Annotated in this window: 17 protein-coding genes; 2 read left to right on the top strand and 15 right to left on the bottom strand. The window is 68.5% G+C overall.

The window, feature by feature from the left end; all coding sequences use genetic code 11:
- Position 1 precedes the first annotated feature (1 nt).
- From gtfA to ACG00Y_RS07080, 12 genes are all read right to left on the bottom strand, one after another.
- The gene (gene gtfA / locus ACG00Y_RS07135; RefSeq protein WP_394477312.1) at positions 2-1,498 is read right to left on the bottom strand and encodes a sucrose phosphorylase; all 1,497 of its coding nucleotides are present in this window, start codon (positions 1,496-1,498) and stop codon (positions 2-4) included.
- Positions 1,495-2,796, bottom strand: coding sequence for an MFS transporter (locus tag ACG00Y_RS07130; protein ID WP_394477311.1), 1,302 nt, complete (start codon positions 2,794-2,796; stop codon positions 1,495-1,497). Before ACG00Y_RS07130 ends, gtfA begins: the two co-directional genes overlap by 4 nt.
- Complete coding sequence (locus tag ACG00Y_RS07125; RefSeq protein ID WP_394477310.1) at positions 2,793-3,680, bottom strand: PfkB family carbohydrate kinase; 888 nt, start codon at positions 3,678-3,680, stop codon at positions 2,793-2,795. Before ACG00Y_RS07125 ends, ACG00Y_RS07130 begins: the two co-directional genes overlap by 4 nt.
- Entirely contained in the window at positions 3,680-5,968 is a 2,289-nt protein-coding gene (locus ACG00Y_RS07120; RefSeq protein ID WP_394477308.1) for a TonB-dependent receptor, read from the bottom strand. Before ACG00Y_RS07120 ends, ACG00Y_RS07125 begins: the two co-directional genes overlap by 1 nt.
- A 245-nt stretch (positions 5,969-6,213) precedes the next feature.
- Entirely contained in the window at positions 6,214-7,269 is a 1,056-nt protein-coding gene (locus ACG00Y_RS07115) for a LacI family DNA-binding transcriptional regulator (RefSeq protein ID WP_394477307.1), read from the bottom strand.
- Between the two features lie 163 nt (positions 7,270-7,432).
- Positions 7,433-9,112: an MFS transporter gene (locus tag ACG00Y_RS07110; RefSeq protein ID WP_394477305.1), complete on the bottom strand. Its 1,680-nt coding sequence runs from the start codon at positions 9,110-9,112 to the stop codon at positions 7,433-7,435.
- 189 nt (positions 9,113-9,301) lie between these two features.
- On the bottom strand, positions 9,302-9,961 hold the full coding sequence (locus tag ACG00Y_RS07105; RefSeq protein WP_394477303.1) for a 2-hydroxychromene-2-carboxylate isomerase: 660 nt from the start codon (positions 9,959-9,961) through the stop codon (positions 9,302-9,304).
- Entirely contained in the window at positions 9,958-10,182 is a 225-nt protein-coding gene (locus ACG00Y_RS07100) for a DUF1289 domain-containing protein (RefSeq protein ID WP_394477301.1), read from the bottom strand. The genes ACG00Y_RS07105 and ACG00Y_RS07100 overlap by 4 nt, the downstream gene beginning before the upstream one ends.
- An 85-nt stretch (positions 10,183-10,267) precedes the next feature.
- A complete protein-coding gene (locus ACG00Y_RS07095; protein WP_394477299.1) occupies positions 10,268-10,780 on the bottom strand; it encodes a YbaK/EbsC family protein in 513 nt (170 codons plus the stop codon).
- Positions 10,781-10,806: 26 nt separating this feature from the next.
- Complete coding sequence (locus ACG00Y_RS07090; RefSeq protein WP_394477297.1) at positions 10,807-11,211, bottom strand: hypothetical protein; 405 nt, start codon at positions 11,209-11,211, stop codon at positions 10,807-10,809.
- Between the two features lie 58 nt (positions 11,212-11,269).
- Entirely contained in the window at positions 11,270-12,475 is a 1,206-nt protein-coding gene (locus ACG00Y_RS07085) for a cyanophycinase (RefSeq protein ID WP_394477296.1), read from the bottom strand.
- Positions 12,476-12,497: 22 nt separating this feature from the next.
- Positions 12,498-13,937, bottom strand: coding sequence for a cyanophycinase (locus tag ACG00Y_RS07080; protein ID WP_394477294.1), 1,440 nt, complete (start codon positions 13,935-13,937; stop codon positions 12,498-12,500).
- Positions 13,938-14,113: 176 nt separating this feature from the next.
- Here ACG00Y_RS07080 and ACG00Y_RS07075 point away from each other — a divergent pair, with 176 nt between their 5' ends.
- A complete protein-coding gene (locus ACG00Y_RS07075; RefSeq protein ID WP_394477292.1) occupies positions 14,114-16,873 on the top strand; it encodes a TonB-dependent receptor in 2,760 nt (919 codons plus the stop codon).
- Here the strand turns inward: ACG00Y_RS07075 and ACG00Y_RS07070 are convergent.
- The 3 genes from ACG00Y_RS07070 to ACG00Y_RS07060 are packed head-to-tail and all read right to left on the bottom strand — an operon-like array spanning position 16,866 to position 18,695.
- The gene (locus ACG00Y_RS07070) at positions 16,866-17,285 is read right to left on the bottom strand and encodes an acyl-CoA thioesterase (protein ID WP_394477290.1); all 420 of its coding nucleotides are present in this window, start codon (positions 17,283-17,285) and stop codon (positions 16,866-16,868) included. The two genes, ACG00Y_RS07075 and ACG00Y_RS07070, sit on opposite strands and share 8 nt — an antisense overlap.
- Positions 17,282-17,905 carry a YceH family protein gene (locus ACG00Y_RS07065; RefSeq protein WP_394477288.1) on the bottom strand — a complete coding sequence of 208 codons (624 nt, stop codon included), beginning with the start codon at positions 17,903-17,905 and terminating at the stop codon, positions 17,282-17,284. The genes ACG00Y_RS07070 and ACG00Y_RS07065 overlap by 4 nt, the downstream gene beginning before the upstream one ends.
- A gap of 7 nt (positions 17,906-17,912) precedes the next feature.
- Positions 17,913-18,695, bottom strand: a complete 783-nt coding sequence (locus ACG00Y_RS07060) for an SDR family oxidoreductase (protein ID WP_394477287.1) — start codon at positions 18,693-18,695, stop codon at positions 17,913-17,915.
- 132 nt (positions 18,696-18,827) lie between these two features.
- On the opposite strand from ACG00Y_RS07060, the gene ACG00Y_RS07055 reads away from it, so the two are divergent.
- On the top strand, positions 18,828-20,501 hold the full coding sequence (locus ACG00Y_RS07055) for an electron transfer flavoprotein-ubiquinone oxidoreductase (protein ID WP_394477285.1): 1,674 nt from the start codon (positions 18,828-18,830) through the stop codon (positions 20,499-20,501).
- Positions 20,502-20,569: the final 68 nt, after the last annotated feature.

Raw genomic sequence — 20,569 nt, 5'->3', positions numbered from 1 at the left:
CTCAACTGAAGGCCAGCGTCTCCCGGCCGACATCGGCGCTGCTGAAGCTCAGCTCGTGGGCGAGGCTGGAGAAGTTGACGCGCAGCGCCGCCCACTCGTTGCCGTGCTGCCAGCGCAGCTGCAGTTCGTCGTCAGCGCTGGGCTCGACGTGGAAGCTGCCAGCGAATGCCACGTGGCTGTTGCGCAGCCTGATCAGCTCAATGAGCCGGCGCACGACGGGGCGTTCGCAGTCGCGAGCGATCTCTTCCTCGTTGTAGTGGTGGCGGTTGATGTCGCGGCCGACCTGGCTGCGGGCGAGCAGGTCCATGTCGTTGTGGCCGGCCAGCAGGCCGACGTAGTAGACCTGCGGCACACCGGGCAGGAAGAACTGGATGGCGCGGGCCAGCAGATAGGCCGTCTCGTCGCGACCCATGGCGTCGAAGAACGTGCAGTTGACCTGGTAGAGGTCCAGGTTGCTGGCCGCAGCGCCGGTGGCCTGGCGGCTCTGACCGCCGCTGGCCGCGTGGATGCGCTCCACCAGCGCGTCCAGCTCCTCGGGCGGCACCAGGCCGGGGTGGGCGGCGCGGTCGCTAGCGTCCGCGCCGATGTCGATGATGCCGATGCCGTCATGCGTGTCGAGCACGGTCAGCGCATTGGTCGGGCGCACGGCGATCCAGCGCTTCAGCGCGCTGGCGGTGTGGAAGTTGAAAGCATGCAGCACCAGCGGCGGCAGCGCGAAGTCGTAGACCCAGTCCACCTGGCGCGCGATCTCGATCTGGCGCTGGTAGTAGGCGTGGATCTCGACCAGCACTTCGATGCCCAGCGCCCTCGCCTCGGCGGCGAACTCGGCGATGAAGTCGAAGGTCTCCGGCATCATGAAGCAGCTGGCGCCGGCCTTCTTGATCGCGTAGCCGACGGCGTCCAGCCTCACCATGCGGATGCCGTTGCCGGCCAGCGTCTGCAGGATGCTGGCGAGGTAGGCGCGGCCCTGCGGGTGGCGCACGGCGATGTCGATCTGCGCGGCAGTGAAGGTCGTCCACAGGATGCGGCGCTCGCCATTCTTCAGCGCGGCGTAGGTCAGCGGCAGTCCGGGGCGCGGGCGGTAGACGGCCAGCAGGCCCCGCTCGGTGGCGCCGTCAGGGAAGACGGCGTCCAGCGTCAGGAACAGGCCGGCGTAGGCCGAGGCCTCGCCCTTCTCGGAGTAGTCCAGGAACTGCGGCGACTCGGCAGACATGTGGTTGACGATGACGTCGGCCATCACGTCCAGATCCTCGGTCAGCGCCTTGATGTCACGCCAGTCGCCCAGGCGCGGATCGACCCGGGTGTGGTCAATGGGGTCGAAGCCCGCGTCGGCGCCGTCGATGGCGTCGAAGAAGGGCAGCAGGTGCACGCCGCCGAACACGCCTTGCAGCGGCGAGCCGGGCGCACCGAGCAGCCGCTTCAGGCGCGCGAGATCGGCGCCGTCGCGGCGGCCGCCGAGGCGGTCGACATAGGTGATGAGCTGGACTTGGTTTTTCATGAGGCGTTCGTCGGTTTGACGCGCAGCACGCAGAGGGCCGCGATGGCCAGCAGCACGCCGGCCAGGCGGATGACGTTCTCGGGCCGACCGCCGAGCAGGCTGTCGTAGAACAAGGGCAGGGTCACCGCCTGGATCAGCATGGGGATGACGATGAACATGTTGAAGATGCCCATGTAGACCCCGGCGCGCTCGGGCGGGATGCTGCCGGCCAGCAGCACATACGGATTGCCCATGATGGAACCCCAGGCCAGGCCGATGCCCACCATGGGCAGGAAGAGCCAGGCCTTGTCCTGGATGCCGGGCAAGGCCCACATGCCGGCCGCCGCGCAGGCGAGCGCAAAGGCATGGACCCATTTCGCACCCAGGCGTTTGGTGAACGGCACCATCGCGAAGGCGGCGACAAAGGCGACGGCGTTGTAGAAGCCGCCGACCTGGCCGTTGAGCAGCGCGGCGTCACGGAAGCCGGCGCTGTGCGGGTCGTCCGTGCCGAAGACCGTGGCGGCCAGCGTGGGCACGATGTAGATCCAGTAGCACATCATTCCGTACCACTGGAACAGCGCCATCCACCACAGGCGGCGCATCGTCGCGGGCATGTCGCGCAGCGCGGCCCAGATCTCGGCGAGCGCGGGGCCCAAGCCCTTGGGCAGGGCACGCAGCCGGGCCATCTCCTCGGCCGGCAGCGGCAACTCGGGCACCTTGCGCACGGACCACCACACGGTCGTGAACGACAGCAGCGCGCCGAGGACGAAGGCCAGCGTCGTCACGACCGGGATGCCGTTGGCGCCCAGCGCATCCTTGTTCATGCCGAAGAAGACCAGCAGGCTGGGCGTCAGATAGGCCAGCGTCTGCGCCAGCCCGGTGAACGAGGCCTGCGTGAGGAAGCCGCTGGCATGCTGCTCCGGCCGCAGCCGGTCGCTGACGTAGGCGCGGTAGGGCTCCATCGTCACGTTGTTGGCGGCGTCCAGAATCCACAGCAGGCCAGCCGCGAACCACAGCGCGGGGCTGAAGGGCATGACGATCAGGCCCAGCGAGCACAGCAGCGCACCGATCAGGAAGTAAGGCGTGCGCCGGCCCAGCCGGTGGGTCGTGCGGTCGCTCATGGCGCCGATGATGGGCTGCACCAGCAGGCCGGTGACGGGGCCGGCCAGCCAGAGATAGGGCAGGTCCTTCCCTTCGGCGCCCAGCATCTGGTAGATCGGGCTCATGTTGGCCTGCTGCAGGCCAAAGCTGAACTGGATGCCGAGGAAGCCGACATTCATGTTCACGATCTGGGAGAACGACAGGTGGGGCTTGTTCATGCTCGGTTCTCCTGCGGCAAGGCATGCAGCGCTTCGCGCCACGGAGCCAGCAACGCCGGGTCTGCCGGAAGCGGGCCGCGCACGCCGCAGATCATCGCGGCGTAGCGATTGGCCAGGGCCAGGGTGGCGGCCAGGTCGCGGCCCAGCGACAGGCCAGCCAGCAGCATGGCCGTGAAGCCGTCGCCGGCGCCGACGGTGTCGACAAGAGCGGGCTGGGCCACGCCATCGCCGCTCGCCAGCAGGCTGCCGCGCTCGCCATACAGCGCATACCCCGCCGCGCCGCGCGTGACCAGCATTCGCCGCAGCGCAAAGCGGGCCATCAGATCCGGCAGCCCGGGCTCGAACCAGGCGAGCAGGCGATCAAGCTCGTCCTCGTTGAGCTTGACCCAGTCCGCCAGCATCAGCACTTCAGCAGCCAGTGCCGGCGTGTCGGTACCGGGGCGCAGGTTGAGGTCCAGGAAACGCGAACCCGGCACACGCTTGACGGTGGCGCGGATGGCCGCGCGTGACGCCGGAGCGCGCTGGGCCAGGCTGCCGAAATAGACGATGCCGGCCTGAGTCGCTGCGGGCGCTTCGAGATGGTCCCAGGCCGCGTCGGCATGGATCTCGAAGCGGTGGCCGCCCTTCCCGTCCTCATGCACGCTGACGCGGCCGGTCGCACGGGCCGCGTCACGCTGGATGCCGTCCACCGCGAGGCAGAAGCGTGCGGCGCTGTCCAGCACGAGGCGGCCCGCCACGTCGTCGGCGCCGATGCGGCTGACGAAGCGCACCGGCGCACCCAATGCCGCCAGCGAGCGCGCCACATTGAAGGGCGCGCCGCCGGCAACCGGGCCGTCGTGGAACTCGTCCACGAGGGCCTCGCCAAGGACCAGGACGGGCGCCATCAGAAGCTGTAGCGCAGCGAAGCCTTGACCGTGCGGCCCGTGTAGGCCCGCGCGGCACCACGCCCGTCGTTGCTCTCCGTGTAGGCCAGCTCGTTGAGCAGGTTGTTGGCCGCCAGCGAGAGCGTCACGCGGTCGTTCAGCGCATAACTGGCAAACGCGTTGACCACGGTGTAGGCCGGCAGCGTGATGGTCAGCGGGCCGGTCGGGCCGTCGTCCAGGCTCTTGGTCGTGCCGACGATGCCGACGCCGAGGGTCAGGTCGTCACCGATGTTGGCCGTGGGCGTGAGCTGGTAGACCACCTTCGCCTGGCGCTTCGGAGCCCGCCCGTCCGCCTGCTTGGCCTTCGTATAGGTCAGCCCGCCGACCAGGTTGAAGATGCCGAAGCGCGCCGAACCCTCCAGTTCCAGGCCATTGCTGCGATAGCTGTTCTCCCGGGCGACGATGGGAACGGTCGTCACGTCGACGTTGACCTCGTCGGTCTTGGCGTGGAACAGCGTGGCGAACAGGCTCATGCCGCCGCCGCGGATCTTCACGCCCACTTCCGCCTGCTTGACCTTGTTGGTCGGGATGGTCGGGCTCTTGCCGTTGACGAGGTTGGGGTTGTTGAAGAAGGTGATGCGGTCGGCGTTGTAGGCGGCGCCGTCGGAGTAGCGGGCGAAGACCGACAAGTCCTTGCTCAGCGCGTAGTTGCCACCCAGCGAGTACGACGTGCGGCCGAAGTCGTAGTCGATGGCGTTCGGCCTGGTGAGGTCGTAGCTGACGCCGGCGTTGGACTGGTAGTAGGCGCCGCTGGCCTTCTGGTTGTCGCGGCGCAGGCCGATGTCGGCCGACAGCGCGCCGGACTCCAGGTTCAGCACGACATAGGGCGCGTTGGTCGTGTACTTGCTGTCCTGCGTGTTGCTGCAGCAGCCGCCGAAGCCGGGCGAGCCGTTGACGACGCCGGGCACGTTCAGCACGCGGGCGCCCTCGCCGCTGGCGGACAGTGAGTACTGGTTGAAGTTCCACGTCAGGTCCAGTTCCTGCACGGACGTGTAGAGGCCGGCGACGGCGCTGAGCTTGGTGCCGGCGCCCAGGTCGAAGTCACGCGAGAACTTCAGGTCGTTGGCCACCAGGCCGGCGTTGTCGACCTTGGTGTTGAAGATGACGGCGGTGAACTTCGTTCCCGTATAGGCGGCGCCGGCTTCGGGGCCAGTCGCGAGCGTGGTGCCGGCGGGCGCGGCGGCCACGTCGTCGCCCGGGAAGATGCCGATGAAGCGGCCCGAGTTCTTGCTCCAGGAGAACTTGTTCTGCAGGCGAAAGCCCGCGCCCACGTCCAAGTCCGCTTCGACGCCGAAGGCATCGCTCTTGGCGGACAGGCCGTCGCGGATGTTGCTGGTGGCGCGGCCGTTGGTGCCGGTCAGCGTGTTGTCCAGCGGCCAGGCGGCGTCGTAGAAGGCGGCGCGGCGCGGGTCCAGGCCGGGGATCTCCTGGATGCTGCCGTTCACGTACTTCACCGGCGTGGGCATGAAGGTGGGGCTGTGGTCGTCCAGGTGCTTGAGGCTGAATCGCACGAAGCTCTTGCCGGTCAGCTCGAAGGTGACGTTGGCGCGCACCTGGCCGCCGTTCTCGGTACCGTCGGCGCCCTTGCGGCCGCCGTCGCCGACGCGGTAGAAGCCGCCGACGAAGAAGCGCGTCTTGGGCGCCAGGCGGCCGCCGTAGCCGAAGTCGACGCGGGTGTGGTCGTAGTCCAGGCCCTTGCTGAGCTGCAGGCTGCCGCCGGGCTCCTGGCCGGTCTTGCTGATGAAGTTCAGGATGCCGCCGGGCGCGCCGGTGGCAAGCAGCGCGGCCGAGCCGCCGCGCACCACTTCCAGCCGCTCGAAGCCGGCGTCGGCGCGCATCCAGGTGTCCGGCGTGGCGAAGGCCACGTCGCCAAACTGCAGCACGGGCAGGCCGTCTTCCTGGAACTGGATGTAGCGCGCGCCGCCAGCCGAGACCGGGATGCCACGCACGGCGACGTTGGCGTTGGACTCGCCACCGCTGGCCTCGGCGCGGATGCCGGGCACGCCGCGCAGCAGGTCGGCCGAGCTGGCGGCGGTGACGGCGGCGACGCCCTCGCTTTCGATGGTCGAGATGGCGACGCTGGAGCGCATCTTGGACTTGGCCGACGAGCTGCCGGTGACGACCACGGCGTCTAGCTTGAGGCCATCGGCCGTCTCGGTGGCGGCCTGCTGGCCGTGCGCGGTGGCGCTCAGCAGCGCAAGGGCCACGGCGGCGGCCAGCGGCTGGAGGGAGGGGCGGGTGCTGGTCATGGTGTCTCCGGGATGTTGGTGTTCGGGCGCCCTCTGCGGGGCCGGCGGGCCGGCCGCCCTGTCGGGCGCCGGTCCGTGCCGTCATTCTGCGCGGCTGCCATTCGTTTTGCAATCGATTGCATTTTGGTAGAAACACGTATTTAAAGAACTACGGCTCGGCTGCTATGTATTTCAATGGAAACGATATCAACGCCGCCGGAGCCGCAGCTGGCGGGGCGGGCTAGTCCCAGCCGAGCCTGGCTCAGTCAGGCCGCAGCCGGGGCGCTGGCGCGCAATTTCAGGCAGACCGGCATCGTGCGCGGCCCGGGGCGCTCGCCGCTCAGCTGGCCCAGCAACGCCTCGACGAGCGCCTCGCCGGCCTCGCCGACCGGCTGGTGCACGGTCGTCAGCGGCGGGTCGCAATAGGCAGCGAGCGGCATGTCGTCATAGCCGACGACGGCCACCTCCCCCGGCACACTGCGGCCGGTGGCACGCAGCGCCTGGCTGGTCAGCAAGGCCAGCACGTCGCTGCAGCAGAACACCGCGTCGAAGTCGCGCCGCGCGGCGCAGAAGCTGCGCACGATGTCGGTGGCCACGCCGGGCTCGAAGGGCGCGGCAAGCTCCAGCGCCGGGTCCACCTGCAGCCCGGCCTCGCGCAGCGCCTGGGCATAGCCCTGCCGGCGCAGCCAGACTTCAGGCAGCTTGGCGTCGCCGAAGAAGGCGATGCGCCGGCGCCCCAGCTGCAGCAGGTGGCGCGTGGCCAGGCTGCCGCCCAGCACGTTGTCGCCGCCCACGCTGGCGTAGAGCTGCTGCGGCATCTCGCCGCCCCAGACCACCAGCGGCAGCTTGCGCGCAGCCATGTCGTTGAGCTGGTCGTGCTGGCGCCACTGGCCGATCAGCACGACGCCGATGGCCTTGCCGGAGTCAACCCAGTGCGCGGCTGAATCCAGCCGGTCGGCATCGACGCGGGACAGCAGCATGTCGTAGCCGCGGTCGGTCAGCGCGTCGGCGATGGCGCCGACGATGGACAGGAAGAAAGGGTCGGAGATGTGCTGGCGTGAACTGGCGTCGTAGGGCACGACGACCGCGATGGTCTTGTTCTCCTGCAGGCGCAGATTGCGTGCGCCGAAGTTGATGGAGTAGTTCAGCGAACGGGCCAGTTCGGCCACGCGCTGGCGGGTCTCGGCGTTGACAAGCTCGCTGCCGTTGAGGGCACGCGACACGGTGGAGACGGACACACCGGCCAGTCGGGCGATGTCGACCATCTGCAGGCGGCGCTGTTCGCCGCTGCCGGGCTCGGACGGGTCTTTGGATTTGGCCATGGGGCGGCATCGTCGCAGGGTGGGCTTGGGTCCACAAGCGGAGCGACCCAATAAGAAAGGGCCGGCATGAGCCGGCCCTTGACTTGCCTCATGCCAGCTCCCTGCAGGTCGCTGGCCTTCGGCAGGCGTCGGACAGTGCGCAGGCACTGTCCTCGGTCCTGCCTCAGTCTTTCGCGTAGATGTCCACGTCCTTCGTCTCACGGACGAACAGCACGCCGATGACCAGGGTCATGACGGCGATGACGATGGGGTACCACAGGCCGTGATAGATGTTGCCGTTCTGGGCCACCATCGCGAACGTGATGGAAGGCAGCATGCCGCCGAACCAGCCATTGCCGATGTGATACGGCAGGCTCATCGAGGTGTAGCGGATGCGGGTCGGGAACATCTCCACCAGCATGGCGGCGATCGGGCCGTAGACCATGGTCACGTACAACACCAGGATGAACAGGATGCCGATGACCAGTGGCACGTTGGCCTTGGCCATGTCCGCCTTGGCCGGGTAGCCGGCGGCCGTCATCGCGGCGCCCAGTTCCTTCTTGAAGGCAGCGATGGCCTTGGTGCTGGCTTCGTCGAACTTGTGCTCGGTCAGCTTGCTGGCCGTGGGCACGGCGATTTCCTTGTCGCCGACGCGCACGACGGTGGCTGCACCGGCGGGGGCCTCGACGGTCTCGGAGCTGGCCGACGAGCCGGCCAGTGCACGCTTGGCGATGTCGCAGGCGCTGGTGAAGTCCACTTCACGGGCGATCGGGCTGCCCTGGAAGGAGCAGCTGGCGATGTTCGTGCTGAGCGTGACCTTGGACGTTTCCTGGGCGCGGGCGAGGTCCGGGTTGGCCGCAGCGGTCAGCGCCTTGAACAGCGGGAAGTAGGTCAACGCGGCGAGCAGCAGGCCGGCCATGATGATGGGCTTGCGACCGATCTTGTCCGACAGCGTACCGAAGATGACGAAGAACGGCGTGCCCAGGATCAGCGAGATCGCGATCCAGATGTTGGCGCTGGACGCTTCGACCTTGAGCACCGACGTCAGGAAGAACAGCGCGTAGAACTGGCCTGTGTACCAGACCACACCCTGGCCGGCGACCAGGCCGAAGAGGGCCAGCAGCACGATCTTCAGGTTCTTCCACTGGCCGAAGGACTCGGACAGCGGCGCCTTGGAGGTCTTGCCCTCGGCCTTCATCTTCTGGAAGGCGGGCGACTCGTTCATGCTCAGGCGAATCCACACCGAGATGCCCAGCAGCAGGATGGAGACGATGAACGGAATGCGCCAGCCCCAGTCGCCGAAGTCCTTCTCGCCCAGCACCGTGCGGGTGCCGAGAATGACCATCAGCGACAGGAACAGGCCCAGCGTCGCGGTGGTCTGAATCCACGACGTGTAGGCGCCGCGCTTGCCGTGCGGGGCGTGCTCGGCCACGTAGGTGGCTGCGCCGCCGTACTCGCCGCCGAGTGCCAGGCCTTGCAGCAGGCGCAGGATGATCAGGATGACCGGCGCGGCAGCGCCGATGGTCGCGTAGGTGGGCAGCACGCCGACGATGAATGTCGACAAGCCCATGATCAGGATGGTGACCAGGAAGGTGTACTTGCGGCCGATCATGTCGCCCAGGCGGCCGAACACCAGCGCGCCGAAGGGGCGCACGATGAAGCCGGCGGCAAAGGCCATCAGCGACGCGATGAACGCGGCGCCGGGCTCAAGGCCCGCAAAGAACTGCTTCGCGATGATGGCCGCGAGCGACCCGTAGAGATAGAAGTCGTACCACTCGAACACCGTGCCCAGTGAGGAAGCGAAGATGACCTTCTTCTCCTCCTTGGTCATCGGCGTTGCGGCGGATGCTGCTGCAGTTGCCATGTTGAAAAGTCTCCGTCTGTTGTGGGGCCATCCGACGGATGGCCCGGCAGCGCGACTATTCAGCGTTCCTCTGACCGTGTTCTGACGCCGGCCTGCACCGAAACTGACAAACCCCGCAGCAACCCGGATACGGCGTTTCTCAATGCGAGATTGGGACCCTGTCGCGGGTAAGTCCCGAGAGTGCCTGCGTCAGTGGCGCCGGGCGATGCCAGGCCTCGGTTGCGCCGCCGCCTCCCACGCGCCGCTGCTAAACCAGGGGTCGCCGGCCAGCGCCGCGCGCAGCATGGGCAGCGCGTCCTGGCCCCAGAACAGACGCCCCTCGAACTCGACGCTAGGCACGCCGAACACGCCCAGATGCAGGGCCGCTTCGGTCTCGCTGCGCAGGCGCTGCTTGACCGCGTCGCCGGCCGGCTCCTGCGCCGGCGCGAGGCGCTCGGTCAGCGCGGCCAGGCGGGCCGCGTCATTGGCATCGGCCCCGGCGCCGCGCCAGACGTGATGGAAGAGCTGCTCGACGACCCAGCGCCCCGGCGTGTCGCCCGGCTGGCCCTCCGGCGCCGCGCAGGCCCACGCCAGGCGCAACAGCGGCAGCGGGTTGAAGGGATGCTGGGCCGGCGGGTCCAGCACCACGCCTTGCGCGTGCGCCAACCAGGCCACTTGCCGGAAGGTCCAGCGGCGCTTGGCCTCGATCTCGGCCGGCCCCTTCTGCCCCAGCGCCTGCAGCAGCGCCGCGAACAGGATGGGCTTGTAGACCACCTCGACGCTGTGGCCGGCCAGCGCCTCGGGCAGCGCCTCGAAGGCCAGTGCCGCGTAGGGCGAGATGGGGTCGAAGTAGAAGGTCAGCTGCTTCAAGGCGCGTACTCCTCAGAATGCTCCGGGCCCAGCCACAGGCCGCTGCGCTGCAAGGCGGCGCGGCGCTCCGGGAGTTGGGTCAGGATCTGACGCTGCCGACCCTCGGGCGCGCTGCCCCAGCCGGCGATCTCGTCCAGCCGCCGCGCGCAGCCCCGGCACCAGCCGCTGGCGGCGTCCATCTCGCAGACGTTGACGCAAGGCGAAGCAACTGCCTGCGGCATCACAGCCCCTCGCCTCGCGGGTACGCGAGGCGATCCCCCGAGGGGATGCCGGCCCGGCTTGGGGCGGCCCGGCGCTCGGTCCGCGTCATGCCTGCACCACGTCGATGACGGGCGCGCCGGTCAGCTTCTCCAGCTCGGCCGGGGTCAGCTTGAACACGCCGTTCGGGTGGCCCGCAGCGGCCCAGACGATGTCGAAGCGGAACAGCTCGCGGTCGATGAAGAGCTGCGGCGGTGCGGCGCCGTCGGCGGGCGCGAAACCGGCAGGAGACACGCCGCCGATGGAGAAGCCCGTGCGCGCCTTGACGAAGTCGGCATCCGCGCGGCCCAGTGGGCCGGTGTGCGGCTTGAGTTTGGCCTCGTCGACGCGCTTGTCGCCCGAGGTGATGACGAGCACGGCGGCGTCATCGGCCTTGCGGCGGAAGACGACTGACTTGGCGATCTGGCCCAGCGACACGCCCAGCGCATCGGCCGCCTCCTGCGCGGTGCGGGCGGCCACATCCAGCCACAGCGGGCGGTGCGGGTGCTCCAGCGCGGCAAGCGTGGCGCTGACGCGCAGGAAGCCTTCGGGTCGGATGTCGCGGGGGTCGAGTTCAGCCATGGCCGCGATTGTCTCGCGGCGCCTGCTCAGTCCTTGCCCTTGCCTCTTTCCTTGTCCTTGCCATGCCCCTTGCCCTTGTCATGGCCCTTGTCGTGGCCCTTTCCGCCATGGTCATGGCGGCTGTAGCGCTGCTCATACCAGTCCTCGCGGACGAAGTAGACCGGCGTGCCGCAGGCGTTGTAGCGAGCGCAGTGCTTGGCCCAGTTCTTCTGGTGGCCGGGCGGGATGCGCATGTAGACGGGCTCGACATGCACCGGCCGGCGCTGCACCCACACCGGCTCGCGCAGCACGACGGCGGGCGGCGCGGTGTTGCCGATGTCGATGCGGCCATAGAAGCCGGGCTGGCCGATCTGCACGGACACGCCGACGTCGGTGGCCTGGGCCGCCCCGGCGAGCAGCGTGGCGGCCAGGCTAAGGATGATCTTCTTCATGCGGTCTCCTTCGTTGTCAGGTAGGCGCAGTGTGAACCCGAAAACACGGCGCATGCCCTCACGGCTGGCCCGCAGCAGCCAGCAGCGGCGTGTACAGCGGGCTGGCGACGCGCACGGGGGTCACGTCGAGCCGCGCACCAAGCACGGTGCAGCCCTGGCTGCCGGGTGTAGCGAGGCGCCAGCCGACCAGGCCCGGCCCGCGATGCAGGCGGAACTCGAAGCCAACGTCGGGCAGGGGTTCGCGCGCCGTCGGATGGGCGCGGTAGGCCAGGCCGAGCACCTCGGGCTCGGGCCCTTCGAGCAACTGCGTCATGGCGGCCAGCATGCAGCCGTCGCCGAGGATGTCCATGAAGTAGCGGCCCGGCAGGTCAGCGGGCTTGAAACCCGGCGCGGCCGGGTCGATGCACGCGCCCTGCAGCTTGTGCGGCGCAGGCGTCGTCACGCCGCTGTCGAGGTCGTGGCGGTCGCCCGCGTCGAGGTAGGACAGCCGCGCGCCGCGCAGGTTGAAGGCCGGCAGCGCGGCATCGTGCGTGGCCTCGCCGAGATCGACGAGCATCGCGCCGCTGCCGCCGATCACCTCCAGCTGCGCGCCCTGGATGACGACGGCCGCGTTCTCGTCCACGCCCAGGCCCAGGCGGCAGCCGAGGAAATGCAGCGCCGGCAGCATGCGGCCGATGCGGCCGCGGCGCAGGAAATGCTGGTCGATGAGCAGCCCGTCGCGCAGGAAGCCCAGGCCGCGGTCGTACTCGCGCCCCGGCCGCCACAGGCCCTTGAGCACGGCGATGTTGTCCATCGCGTCGCGGAACATCACCCGGCTCATGGCAGCCGCGCCTGCGCTGGTCCCGGCGATGACGCCACCGGCCGCGAACACGCTGCGGATGGCCTCCAGCATGGCCGTGGGCTGGCCGCCGGGCTGCAGCGTGTCGACGACATACTCCTGCGCGCCGCCCGAGAAGAACACCGCACGGCTGGCGGCCACGCGGGCGATCAGCGCCGGGTCGTGCAGGCGGGCCTGCAGGTCAACGCCAGTGAGATGAGGCGCGATGGGGATGACCTCGGCGACGGCGCCGCAGCGGCTCAGCGCCGCGACGATCTGGGCGGCGATGCGCTCGGGCTCGTAGGCGGCCGTGGGGAAGACGGCGATAGGCGCGCCTGCGCCGCCGGCCTCGTCGACGACGCGCTGCCAGACGGCATCACTGTCGGCTTTCAGCGCGCCGCCGATGACGACGACGGTGCCGCTGCCGGCTTGAGGAAATGTCTGCAATGGATCGCGGAGCCGTCGCCGGCTATTGCCCAGACGGCGCCTGTGCCGGCGGCGCCGTCGTGGCCGGCACGACGGGCGGCGATATCTTGGCCGGCCCCGCCCAGCCGCCATACAGCGGCATCGGCAGGCGCACGGGCGTGATGTCCAGGTAGAGGTTGGTCACCGTGAACTGCTCACCGCCGAACTCCTCGGTGCTCCAGCCCAGCGAGTCCGAGCCCTTGTAGAGGCGGAACAGGAAGCCCAGCTCGGCCAGCGGGTCGTTGGCGCGTGGCAGCACGTCGAAGGCCAGGCCCTTGACCTCCTTGCGCACGCTGTCGATGAGCCGGCCCATGGCGCTGGAGATGGTCGAGTCGCCCAGCATGTCGAGGTGGAAGACGTCCTCGGTGTAGTAGGGCTTGAAGTTCGGCGACTCGGGGTCGTGCGTCTCGCCGCGCAGCTTGGGCGCCGACGGCGTCGTCGAGCGGGCGCGCATGTGATAGCGGTCGCCATGCTCCAGGTAGGACAGTCGCGCGCCCTGCACGTTGAACGCGCCCAGCGTGGTGTCGCTCGTGGCCTCGGTCAGGTCCACGACCATCGCGCCGCGGTCGCCGATGACCTCGATCTCCTCGCCGCGGATGATGGCCGCCGTGTTCTCGTCCACGCCCAGGCCGAGCTTGTAGCCCTTTGCCATCATCACCGGGATCATGCGGCCGAAGCGTCCCCGCTTGAGGAAGTGCTGGTCGACGAACAGGTGCGGGCCGACGAAGCCCAGGCCGCGGTCCACCTGCTTGCCGTCGGCGAAGCGGCCCTTGAGGATGTTCATGACGCTGGGCGCATCGCGGAACATGATGGTGCTCATGATGGCTGCGCCCGCCGACGTGCCGGCGACGACGCCGCCCTTGCGGTAGACCTCCCAGATGGCCTCCAGCATCGGCGTGCTCTGACCGTCGGGCTGCAGCACGTCGACGATGCGCTCCTGCGTGCCACCGGTGAAGAAGATGCCCCGGGCCGCCTTGACTTTGGCGATCAGGGCCCGGTCGCGCACGACCTTGTTCAGGTCCACCCACAGGAACTTGGGCGCCACCGGCAAGGCCTCGGCGACGGCGCCGCGCCGCTGCAGCAAGTCCACGACCTGCTTGGCGCTGGCTTCGGGGTCTTCACTGGCGGTGCCGAAAACGACGAAGCGTGCGCCCTTGCCGCCGGCCAGCTGCACGATGCGCTGCCAGACCTCGTCGTTGTCCGCCTTCAGCGCCCCGCCGATGGGCACGGCATAGCCGCGGATGGCCGGTTCGGGCTCGGGGGCCGGCGCCACCTCGGTGACCGGCGTGGCGGCCGCCGCTGGCGGCGTTGCGCGCGGCGCCGGTGCGGCGGGGCGCGCGGCGCGGGAGTTCTGCGCCGTCGTGCCGGCCGTCGTCGGCGGGGCCGCCTGCACGCCCATGGCCACCGCCATCGTCACCACGCCAGCCCAGATCCATGCCCTCATGCCCACAACCCTCCTTGGTCAGAGCCCGCATGATGACAGAGCCCCTGTGACGGATTCGCCCCTAGCTCGAAGCAGCCATGGCGTGGCGCGGGCGAGACGATCTCACCACTGACAACCGGCTGCTAGCTGCGCCGTGCCTAGACTCGCGCGAATCCCGCCGCCCCCGGAGCCTGCTCATGAGAATCCCCTGCCCCACCCGTGTCGCCATCGCCACGGCCCTGCTTGCGCTGGCCCACGCCGCACAGGCCCAGTCGTCGTCCCAGCTCGAACGCGTCGAGGTCACCGGCACGGCCATCAAGCGCATCGAGGGCGAGACGGCGCTGCCGGTGCAGGTCATCACGCGGGCCGACATCGACAAGGCGGGCGTGACGACGGCGGCCGAGCTGATCGCCCGCCTCAGCGCCGGCGCCAACAACCTGACCGACGGCGGCAGCGTGGCCTTCGGGGGTTTCAGAGACCAGATGGGCTTCAACGCCGCCAACCTGCGCGGCCTGGGTGTGTCGTCCACGCTGGTGCTGCTGAATGGCCGGCGCATGGCGAACTTCGCATCACCCGGCGACGCGGCCGGCGTGGACCTGAACAGCATCCCGGCGGCCGCCATCCAGCGCGTCGAGATTCTGCTGGACGGCGCCTCGTCGCTGTACGGTTCGGACGCGATCGGCGGCGTCATCAACTTCATCACGCGCAAGGACTTCAGCGGCGTGGACCTCAACGTGCTGGCCGGCAACACCAGCGAGGGCGGCGCCAGCAAGCGCTCGGCGACGGTAGCGGGTGGCTTTGGCGACTACGGGCGCGACGGCTTCAACGTCATGGCCGTGCTGGACGTGCAGAAGACCAGCAGCCTGAACGCGTCGCGGCGCAAGTTCATCAAAGAGCTGGACATCCCCGGGCGGCTGCCGGACCTGCTGTCCAGCGCCGGCTTCCCCGGCAACATCCTGCTGGACCAGAACCTGCCCGGGTCGGAGCAACGCGACCTGCTGATCGATGAAGGCTTCAAGGCCAATGGCAAGGACGTCATCAGCGAATACACCATCAACCCGGCCGCTGCCACCGGCTGCGGCGCACCGGCCACGCTCTACCTGCCGGACGGCATCGGCGGCGTGGACGGCTGCACCTTCGACTACATGCGCGACATCGAGCTGTACCCCAAGTCCAGGAAGAGCAGCCTGTTCACCCGTGGCGTATTGAACCTCGGCGGCGGCCACCAGTTCTTCGCCGAAGCGTCGCTGGCACGGGCACGCACCTTCTACACGGGCACGCCCAACCGCGTCGACGCGGAAATGGACGTCTCGCTGGTGCCGGCGCTGAGGACCACCGGCATCGCCGCGTTCGACGCGGACGACGAGCGCCGCATCATCGTCGTGCGCACCCGGCTGCAGGAGGCCGGCCTGCGCACCAGCGAGCTGGTGTCCTCGGGCAACCGCTTCGTGCTGGGCACGAACGGCCTGCTGGGCGGCTGGGACTATGAATGGGCGCTGAACCACAGCACCAGCAAGGTCTCCGACCGCGACTACCAAGGCTATCTGGACGAGCAGATGGTCATGGACGGTTTTGCCGCCGGCATTCTCAATGCCTTCGGTCCTTCCGGCGCGGCCGGCCTGGCGCTGTACGAGAAGGCGCAGATCCGCGGCGAGGTTCGCCGCGCCACGGGCACCATGGACAGCCTGGACTTCAAGGCCTCCAAGGGCATCGCCAAGCTCGCGGGTGGCGACCTGGCGCTGGCCTTCGGCGGCGAGTTCCGCCGCGAGAAGCAGAACTACCACCAGTCCGACGCGCTGAAGCAGGACCTCATCCTCGGCGAGTCCTCGCAAGGCCCTGACACCGACTTCGGCAGGTCGCGCAAGGTCAGCGCCGTCTTCACCGAGATCAGCGCGCCCATCACCAAGCAGCTCGAACTGCAGGCCGCGCTGCGCTACGAGCACTACCAGGTCAGCGGCGGCGCGGCCAGCCCGAAGATCGGCCTGCGCTACGTGCCCAGCCCTGAGCTGCTGCTGCGCGCCTCGGTCGGCAAGGGCTTCCGCGCGCCCAGCATGTCGGACCTCTACCGCCCGCTGACGCAAGGGTCCTCGGCCACGGTCACCGACCCGGTCTGCCTGGCGGATGACCCCGACAACACGGTCACCGACTGCTCGGACCTGTGGACGACGCTGCACTACAGCAACCCCAAGCTCAAGCCCGAGAAGTCGCGCCAGTTCTCCGCCGGCGTCGTCTTCGAACCGCAGCGCGGGGTGACGCTGAACGCCGACTACTGGCACATAGAGAAGAGCAACCTGATCAGCACGCTGGGCGTGGACGTGATCCTGTCGGACCTGAACAAGTACGGCTCGCTCGTGCACCGCTACTGGGACACCACCAACCTGCCCGCCGACTGCGCCGACGACTACGACGAGGACGACTTCGACATCTGCGCCATCGACCTCGTCAAGGAGAACCGCGGCAAGCAGAAGATCTCGGGCGTGGACCTGGGTGTGGTGCTGTCCGGCATGAAGACCGGCTTCGGCGAGTTCGGCCTGCGCCTGAACGGCACGCTGACCTTGAAGTCCAGCCAACAGACCGGCAACGGCGACCCGTTCATCAGCAACCTGGGCCGCTTCGTCAACGACGGCGTGGTGCAGCGCTGGCGGCACACGGTCAGCCTGGACTGGGAGCGCGGCCCGTTCTCGGCCACGGTGTCCAACAACTACCTGTCGGGCTACGACGACCAGCACATCATCGGCAAGCCGGGCCGCAAGGTGGGCGCCTATTCGCTGTGGAACCTGTCCGCCGCCTGGGAGGCCACCAAGGCGCTGACCTTGCGCGCCGGAGTGCAGAACGCGTTCGACAAGGCACCGCCGTTTTCGCAGCAGGCCTGGTTCTTCCTGTCGGGCTACGACCCCAGCTACACCGACCCGCGTGGGCGTTACGGCTACGTGAGCGCGAAGTACACGTTCAAATAAGCAGCGTTCTTACCCAGTCCGGCAACGCAATGGCCTTGTCGGTCTGGGCGTCGAACCACAGCGTCGTCGCCCCGCCCTCGGCATAGATGACGCCCGGCTCGTCGGCCCGCTCCAGCGTGATCCAGGTCTCGAAGCTGGTGCGGCCGGGGTCGCTGACGTAGTGCCTGGCCAGCACCTCGCCCGGTGCCTTGAGCTGTCGGTAGAAGTTGCAGAAGGCGTTGACGATGACGGGGCCCTGCCCGCCCGGGTTGGGCGGCACGCCGATGCTGGTCATCCAGTCGACACGGGCGATCTCCAGGTAGCGGAAGTAGAGCGTGTTGTTGATGTGGCCCATCGCGTCCATGTCGCCCCAGCGCATGGGGATGCGGCACTCGTAGGTCAGCTTCTTCGCCGCCGGGACGGCGTATCTCACGGCTCGATGCCCAGTTCGGCCGCCATGCGATGGACGAGTTGGCGCAGCGACGCCACCTCCGCGCGCAGCAAGGCCACCTCCTCGTCTCGCGGCAGGGCTGCGGCGACCGCCTGTTCGACGGAAGCTACCGGTCCGCACAGCAGATGCGCCCAGCGCGCCTCGCGAGCACCGGGCGCTCTGGCGAGCTTCACCGCGTAGGGCGGGTCGCGACCCGCCAGCTCGTCGAGGAAGCCCTCCACGGACGACACATCCGCAAACCGGTGCAGCCGCTCCGTGTTCTGCCGCAGCTCGGCCGCCGTCTGCGGGCCGCGCAGCATCAGTTGCGTCAGCAGCGCCATCGCAGCACCCGGCACGCCGATGCCACGTGCGAAGTTGTGCTGATAGCGCACCACGCGGCTGCCACTCACGGTGTTGACGAGATGCAGCGCCTTCAGCTCCTCCACCGTAGCCAGCACCTCGGCCTCGCTCACGTCCATCACGGGGTCGCGCGCCGTCTTCTGGTTGCAGCCGGAGGTCAGCGCGTTGGCCGACAGCGGGTAGCTGTCCGGCACGGTGCTCTCTTTTTCAACCAACACCGCGAGGACGCGGGCTTCCAGTGGGGTCAGGTCTCGCTTGAGCATCGGCGCCTCAGACTCCGAAGCCGTCGTCGGCCTGGATCACCGCGCCATTGATGAAATGGCTCTCGGTGGCGCACAGCATCAGCAGCGCCGTGTCCAGGTCCTGGGGCTGGCCCACGCGCTTGCGTGGCAGCAGGTCGATGAGCTTCTTGCCCTGTTCTGTGCCCCAGTGGTGGTGGTTGATCTCGGTGTCGATGTAGCCCGGGCAGATGGCGTTCACGTTGATGCCGTACTTGCCCCACTCGAGCGCCATCGCCCGCGTCATGTGGATGACGGCGGCCTTGCTCATCGCATACACGCCGATCTGGGTCAGTACGCGCAGGCCGGCCATGGACGCGATGTTGACGATGCGCCCGCCGATGAAGGTGCCCGGCGCCGCACCGCTGGCGCGGGCCAGCATGCGCTTGCCGACCTCCTGCGCGACGAAGAAGGCACCGCGCGTGTTGGTGTCCATCACGTTGTCGTAGTCGTTCTCGGTGACATCCGTCAGCCGCTGCGTCATGCCGACACCGGAGTTGTTAATGAGGATGTCCAGCGTGCCGACCTCGGTCTCGGCATGCGCCACCGCCGACTTGATGCTGGCCACGTCCGTCACGTCCAGATGCACGACATGGGCGTCGCCGCCGCCGCCCTCGAGTTCGGCGCGCAAATCCTTCAGCCGCTCCATGCGCCGGCCCGCCAGCACGACGCAGGCACCCGCCTTGCTTAATGTGCGTGCGAACTGTGCGCCCAGCCCGCTGGATGCACCGGTGACGAGCGCCACGCGGCCTTCGAGGTTGATGGAGTAACTCATGGGACTGCTTTCTGAGTGGGTTGCGACCATCCTACCGGGCTAGGCATAGCGACCTAAAAAAGCACGATCGTTCTTTTTGCGATTCACCCTCTCTAGAATCGCGCGCAATTCAAAGCTGACGAAAGACCCGGCATGACATCCGCAGAAATCCTCGCCCAGTTCGGCCCCCGCGAGTCCATGGAGTACGACGTGGTCGTCGTCGGCGGCGGCCCGGCCGGCCTGGCGACGGCCATCCGCCTGAAGCAGATCAAGCCCGACGCCAACATCGTCGTGCTGGAGAAGGGCTCTGAGCCCGGCGCCCACATCCTGTCCGGCGCGGTGATGGACCCGCGCGCCATCACCGAGCTGTTCCCGAACTGGAAGGAACTCGGCGCGCCGCTGAACCAGGCCGTGGCCAGCGACGACGTGCTGTTCCTGTCCGAGACCGGCAGTCAGCGCACGCCCGACTGGCTTGTGCCGCGCAACTTCCACAACCACGGCTGCTACGTCATCAGCCTGTCCGATGTCGTCAAGTGGATGGCGCAGCAGGCCGAGAGCCTGGGCATCGAGATCTTCCCGGGCTTTGCCGCTGCCGAGGTGCTCTACGACGAGCAAGGCCGCGTGCGCGGCGTGGCCACCGGCAACATGGGCCTGGGCAAGGACGGCGCGCCGAGCGACCACTTCCAGCTCGGCATGGAGTTGCTCGGCAAGTACACGGTGTTTGCCGAAGGCGCGCGCGGCCATCTCGGCAAGCAGTTGCTCGCCAAGTACAAGCTGACCGAGGGCAAGGACACGCAGACCTATGCCATCGGCATCAAGGAGCTGTGGGAGATTCCTGCCGACAAGGCCCAGCCCGGCAAGGTGGTGCACACGGCCGGCTGGCCGATGGAAGGCGACACCTTTGGCGGCGGCTTTCTGTACCACCTGGAGGGCAACAAGGTCACGCTGGGCTTCGTCATCGGCCTGGACTACGACAACCCCTACCTCAGCCCCTTCGACGAGATGCAGCGCTGGAAGGCCCATCCCGCCATCCGCGCCCATATCGAGGGCGGCAAGCGCATCGGCTACGGCGCCCGCGCCATCAACAACGGCACGCCGCAGGCCCTGCCCAAGACCGTGTTCCCCGGCGGCTGCCTGGTGGGCTGTGACGCCGGCTATCTAAACGCCGCGCGCATCAAGGGCAGCCACGCGGCCATCAAGAGCGGCATGCTGGCGGCCGAGGCGCTGGCCCCCGCGCTGGACGCCGGCCGCGCGCAGGACGAACTGGCCGCCTACCCCGAGGCGTTCGACAAGAGCTGGCTGAACGAGGAGTTACAGCAGACGCGCAACTTCAAGTTGTGGTTCAAGAAGGGCAAGACCACCGGCCAGTTGATGACCGGCATCGAGCAGTGGCTGCTGCCCAAGCTGGGCGTCGCCAGCCCGCCGTGGACGCTGCACAACCACAAGGCCGATCACCAGTCGCTGCGCCCGGCCGCCGAGTGCCAGCCCATCCGCTACCCCAAGCCCGACGGCAAGCTGACCTTCGACAAGCTCTCCTCGGTGTTCATCTCCAACACCAACCACGAGGAGAACCAGCCCGCCCACCTGACGCTGAAGAGCGACGCGGTGCCGGTGCAGGTCAACCTCGCCACCTACGCCGGCCCCGAGAGCCGCTACTGCCCGGCCGGCGTCTACGAGTTCGTGCCCGGTGAGGGCGGCAACCAACGCCTGCAAATCAACGCGCAGAACTGCGTGCACTGCAAGACCTGCGACATCAAGGACCCGACGCAAAACATCGTCTGGGTCACACCCGAAGGCGGTGGCGGGCCGAACTACGCCGGCATGTAGACTGCCGCCCCGCAAGCAACGAGCCAGCAACCTCTTCGGAGATGCTGGCTTTTTTGTTTGTCGACCGG

Origin of the sequence: Pelomonas parva, from assembly GCF_043555835.1 — a bacterium.
GTDB lineage: Bacteria > Pseudomonadota > Gammaproteobacteria > Burkholderiales > Burkholderiaceae_C > Pelomonas > Pelomonas parva.
This window is presented reverse-complemented; position numbering and strand designations above follow the sequence as displayed.

Excerpts from the sequence above, each read along its gene's own strand:
- gtfA (WP_394477312.1), bottom strand. The coding sequence starts at position 1,498 with ATGAAAAACCAAGTCCAGCTCATCACCTATGTCGACCGCCTCGGCGGC.
- ACG00Y_RS07130 (WP_394477311.1), bottom strand. The coding sequence starts at position 2,796 with ATGAACAAGCCCCACCTGTCGTTCTCCCAGATCGTGAACATGAATGTC.
- ACG00Y_RS07125 (WP_394477310.1), bottom strand. The coding sequence starts at position 3,680 with ATGGCGCCCGTCCTGGTCCTTGGCGAGGCCCTCGTGGACGAGTTCCAC.
- ACG00Y_RS07120 (WP_394477308.1), bottom strand. The coding sequence starts at position 5,968 with ATGACCAGCACCCGCCCCTCCCTCCAGCCGCTGGCCGCCGCCGTGGCC.
- ACG00Y_RS07115 (WP_394477307.1), bottom strand. The coding sequence starts at position 7,269 with ATGGCCAAATCCAAAGACCCGTCCGAGCCCGGCAGCGGCGAACAGCGC.
- ACG00Y_RS07110 (WP_394477305.1), bottom strand. The coding sequence starts at position 9,112 with ATGGCAACTGCAGCAGCATCCGCCGCAACGCCGATGACCAAGGAGGAG.
- ACG00Y_RS07100 (WP_394477301.1), bottom strand. The coding sequence starts at position 10,182 with ATGCCGCAGGCAGTTGCTTCGCCTTGCGTCAACGTCTGCGAGATGGAC.
- ACG00Y_RS07095 (WP_394477299.1), bottom strand. The coding sequence starts at position 10,780 with ATGGCTGAACTCGACCCCCGCGACATCCGACCCGAAGGCTTCCTGCGC.
- ACG00Y_RS07090 (WP_394477297.1), bottom strand. The coding sequence starts at position 11,211 with ATGAAGAAGATCATCCTTAGCCTGGCCGCCACGCTGCTCGCCGGGGCG.
- ACG00Y_RS07080 (WP_394477294.1), bottom strand. The coding sequence starts at position 13,937 with ATGAGGGCATGGATCTGGGCTGGCGTGGTGACGATGGCGGTGGCCATG.
- ACG00Y_RS07075 (WP_394477292.1), top strand. The coding sequence starts at position 14,114 with ATGAGAATCCCCTGCCCCACCCGTGTCGCCATCGCCACGGCCCTGCTT.
- ACG00Y_RS07065 (WP_394477288.1), bottom strand. The coding sequence starts at position 17,905 with ATGCTCAAGCGAGACCTGACCCCACTGGAAGCCCGCGTCCTCGCGGTG.
- ACG00Y_RS07060 (WP_394477287.1), bottom strand. The coding sequence starts at position 18,695 with ATGAGTTACTCCATCAACCTCGAAGGCCGCGTGGCGCTCGTCACCGGT.
- ACG00Y_RS07055 (WP_394477285.1), top strand. The coding sequence starts at position 18,828 with ATGACATCCGCAGAAATCCTCGCCCAGTTCGGCCCCCGCGAGTCCATG.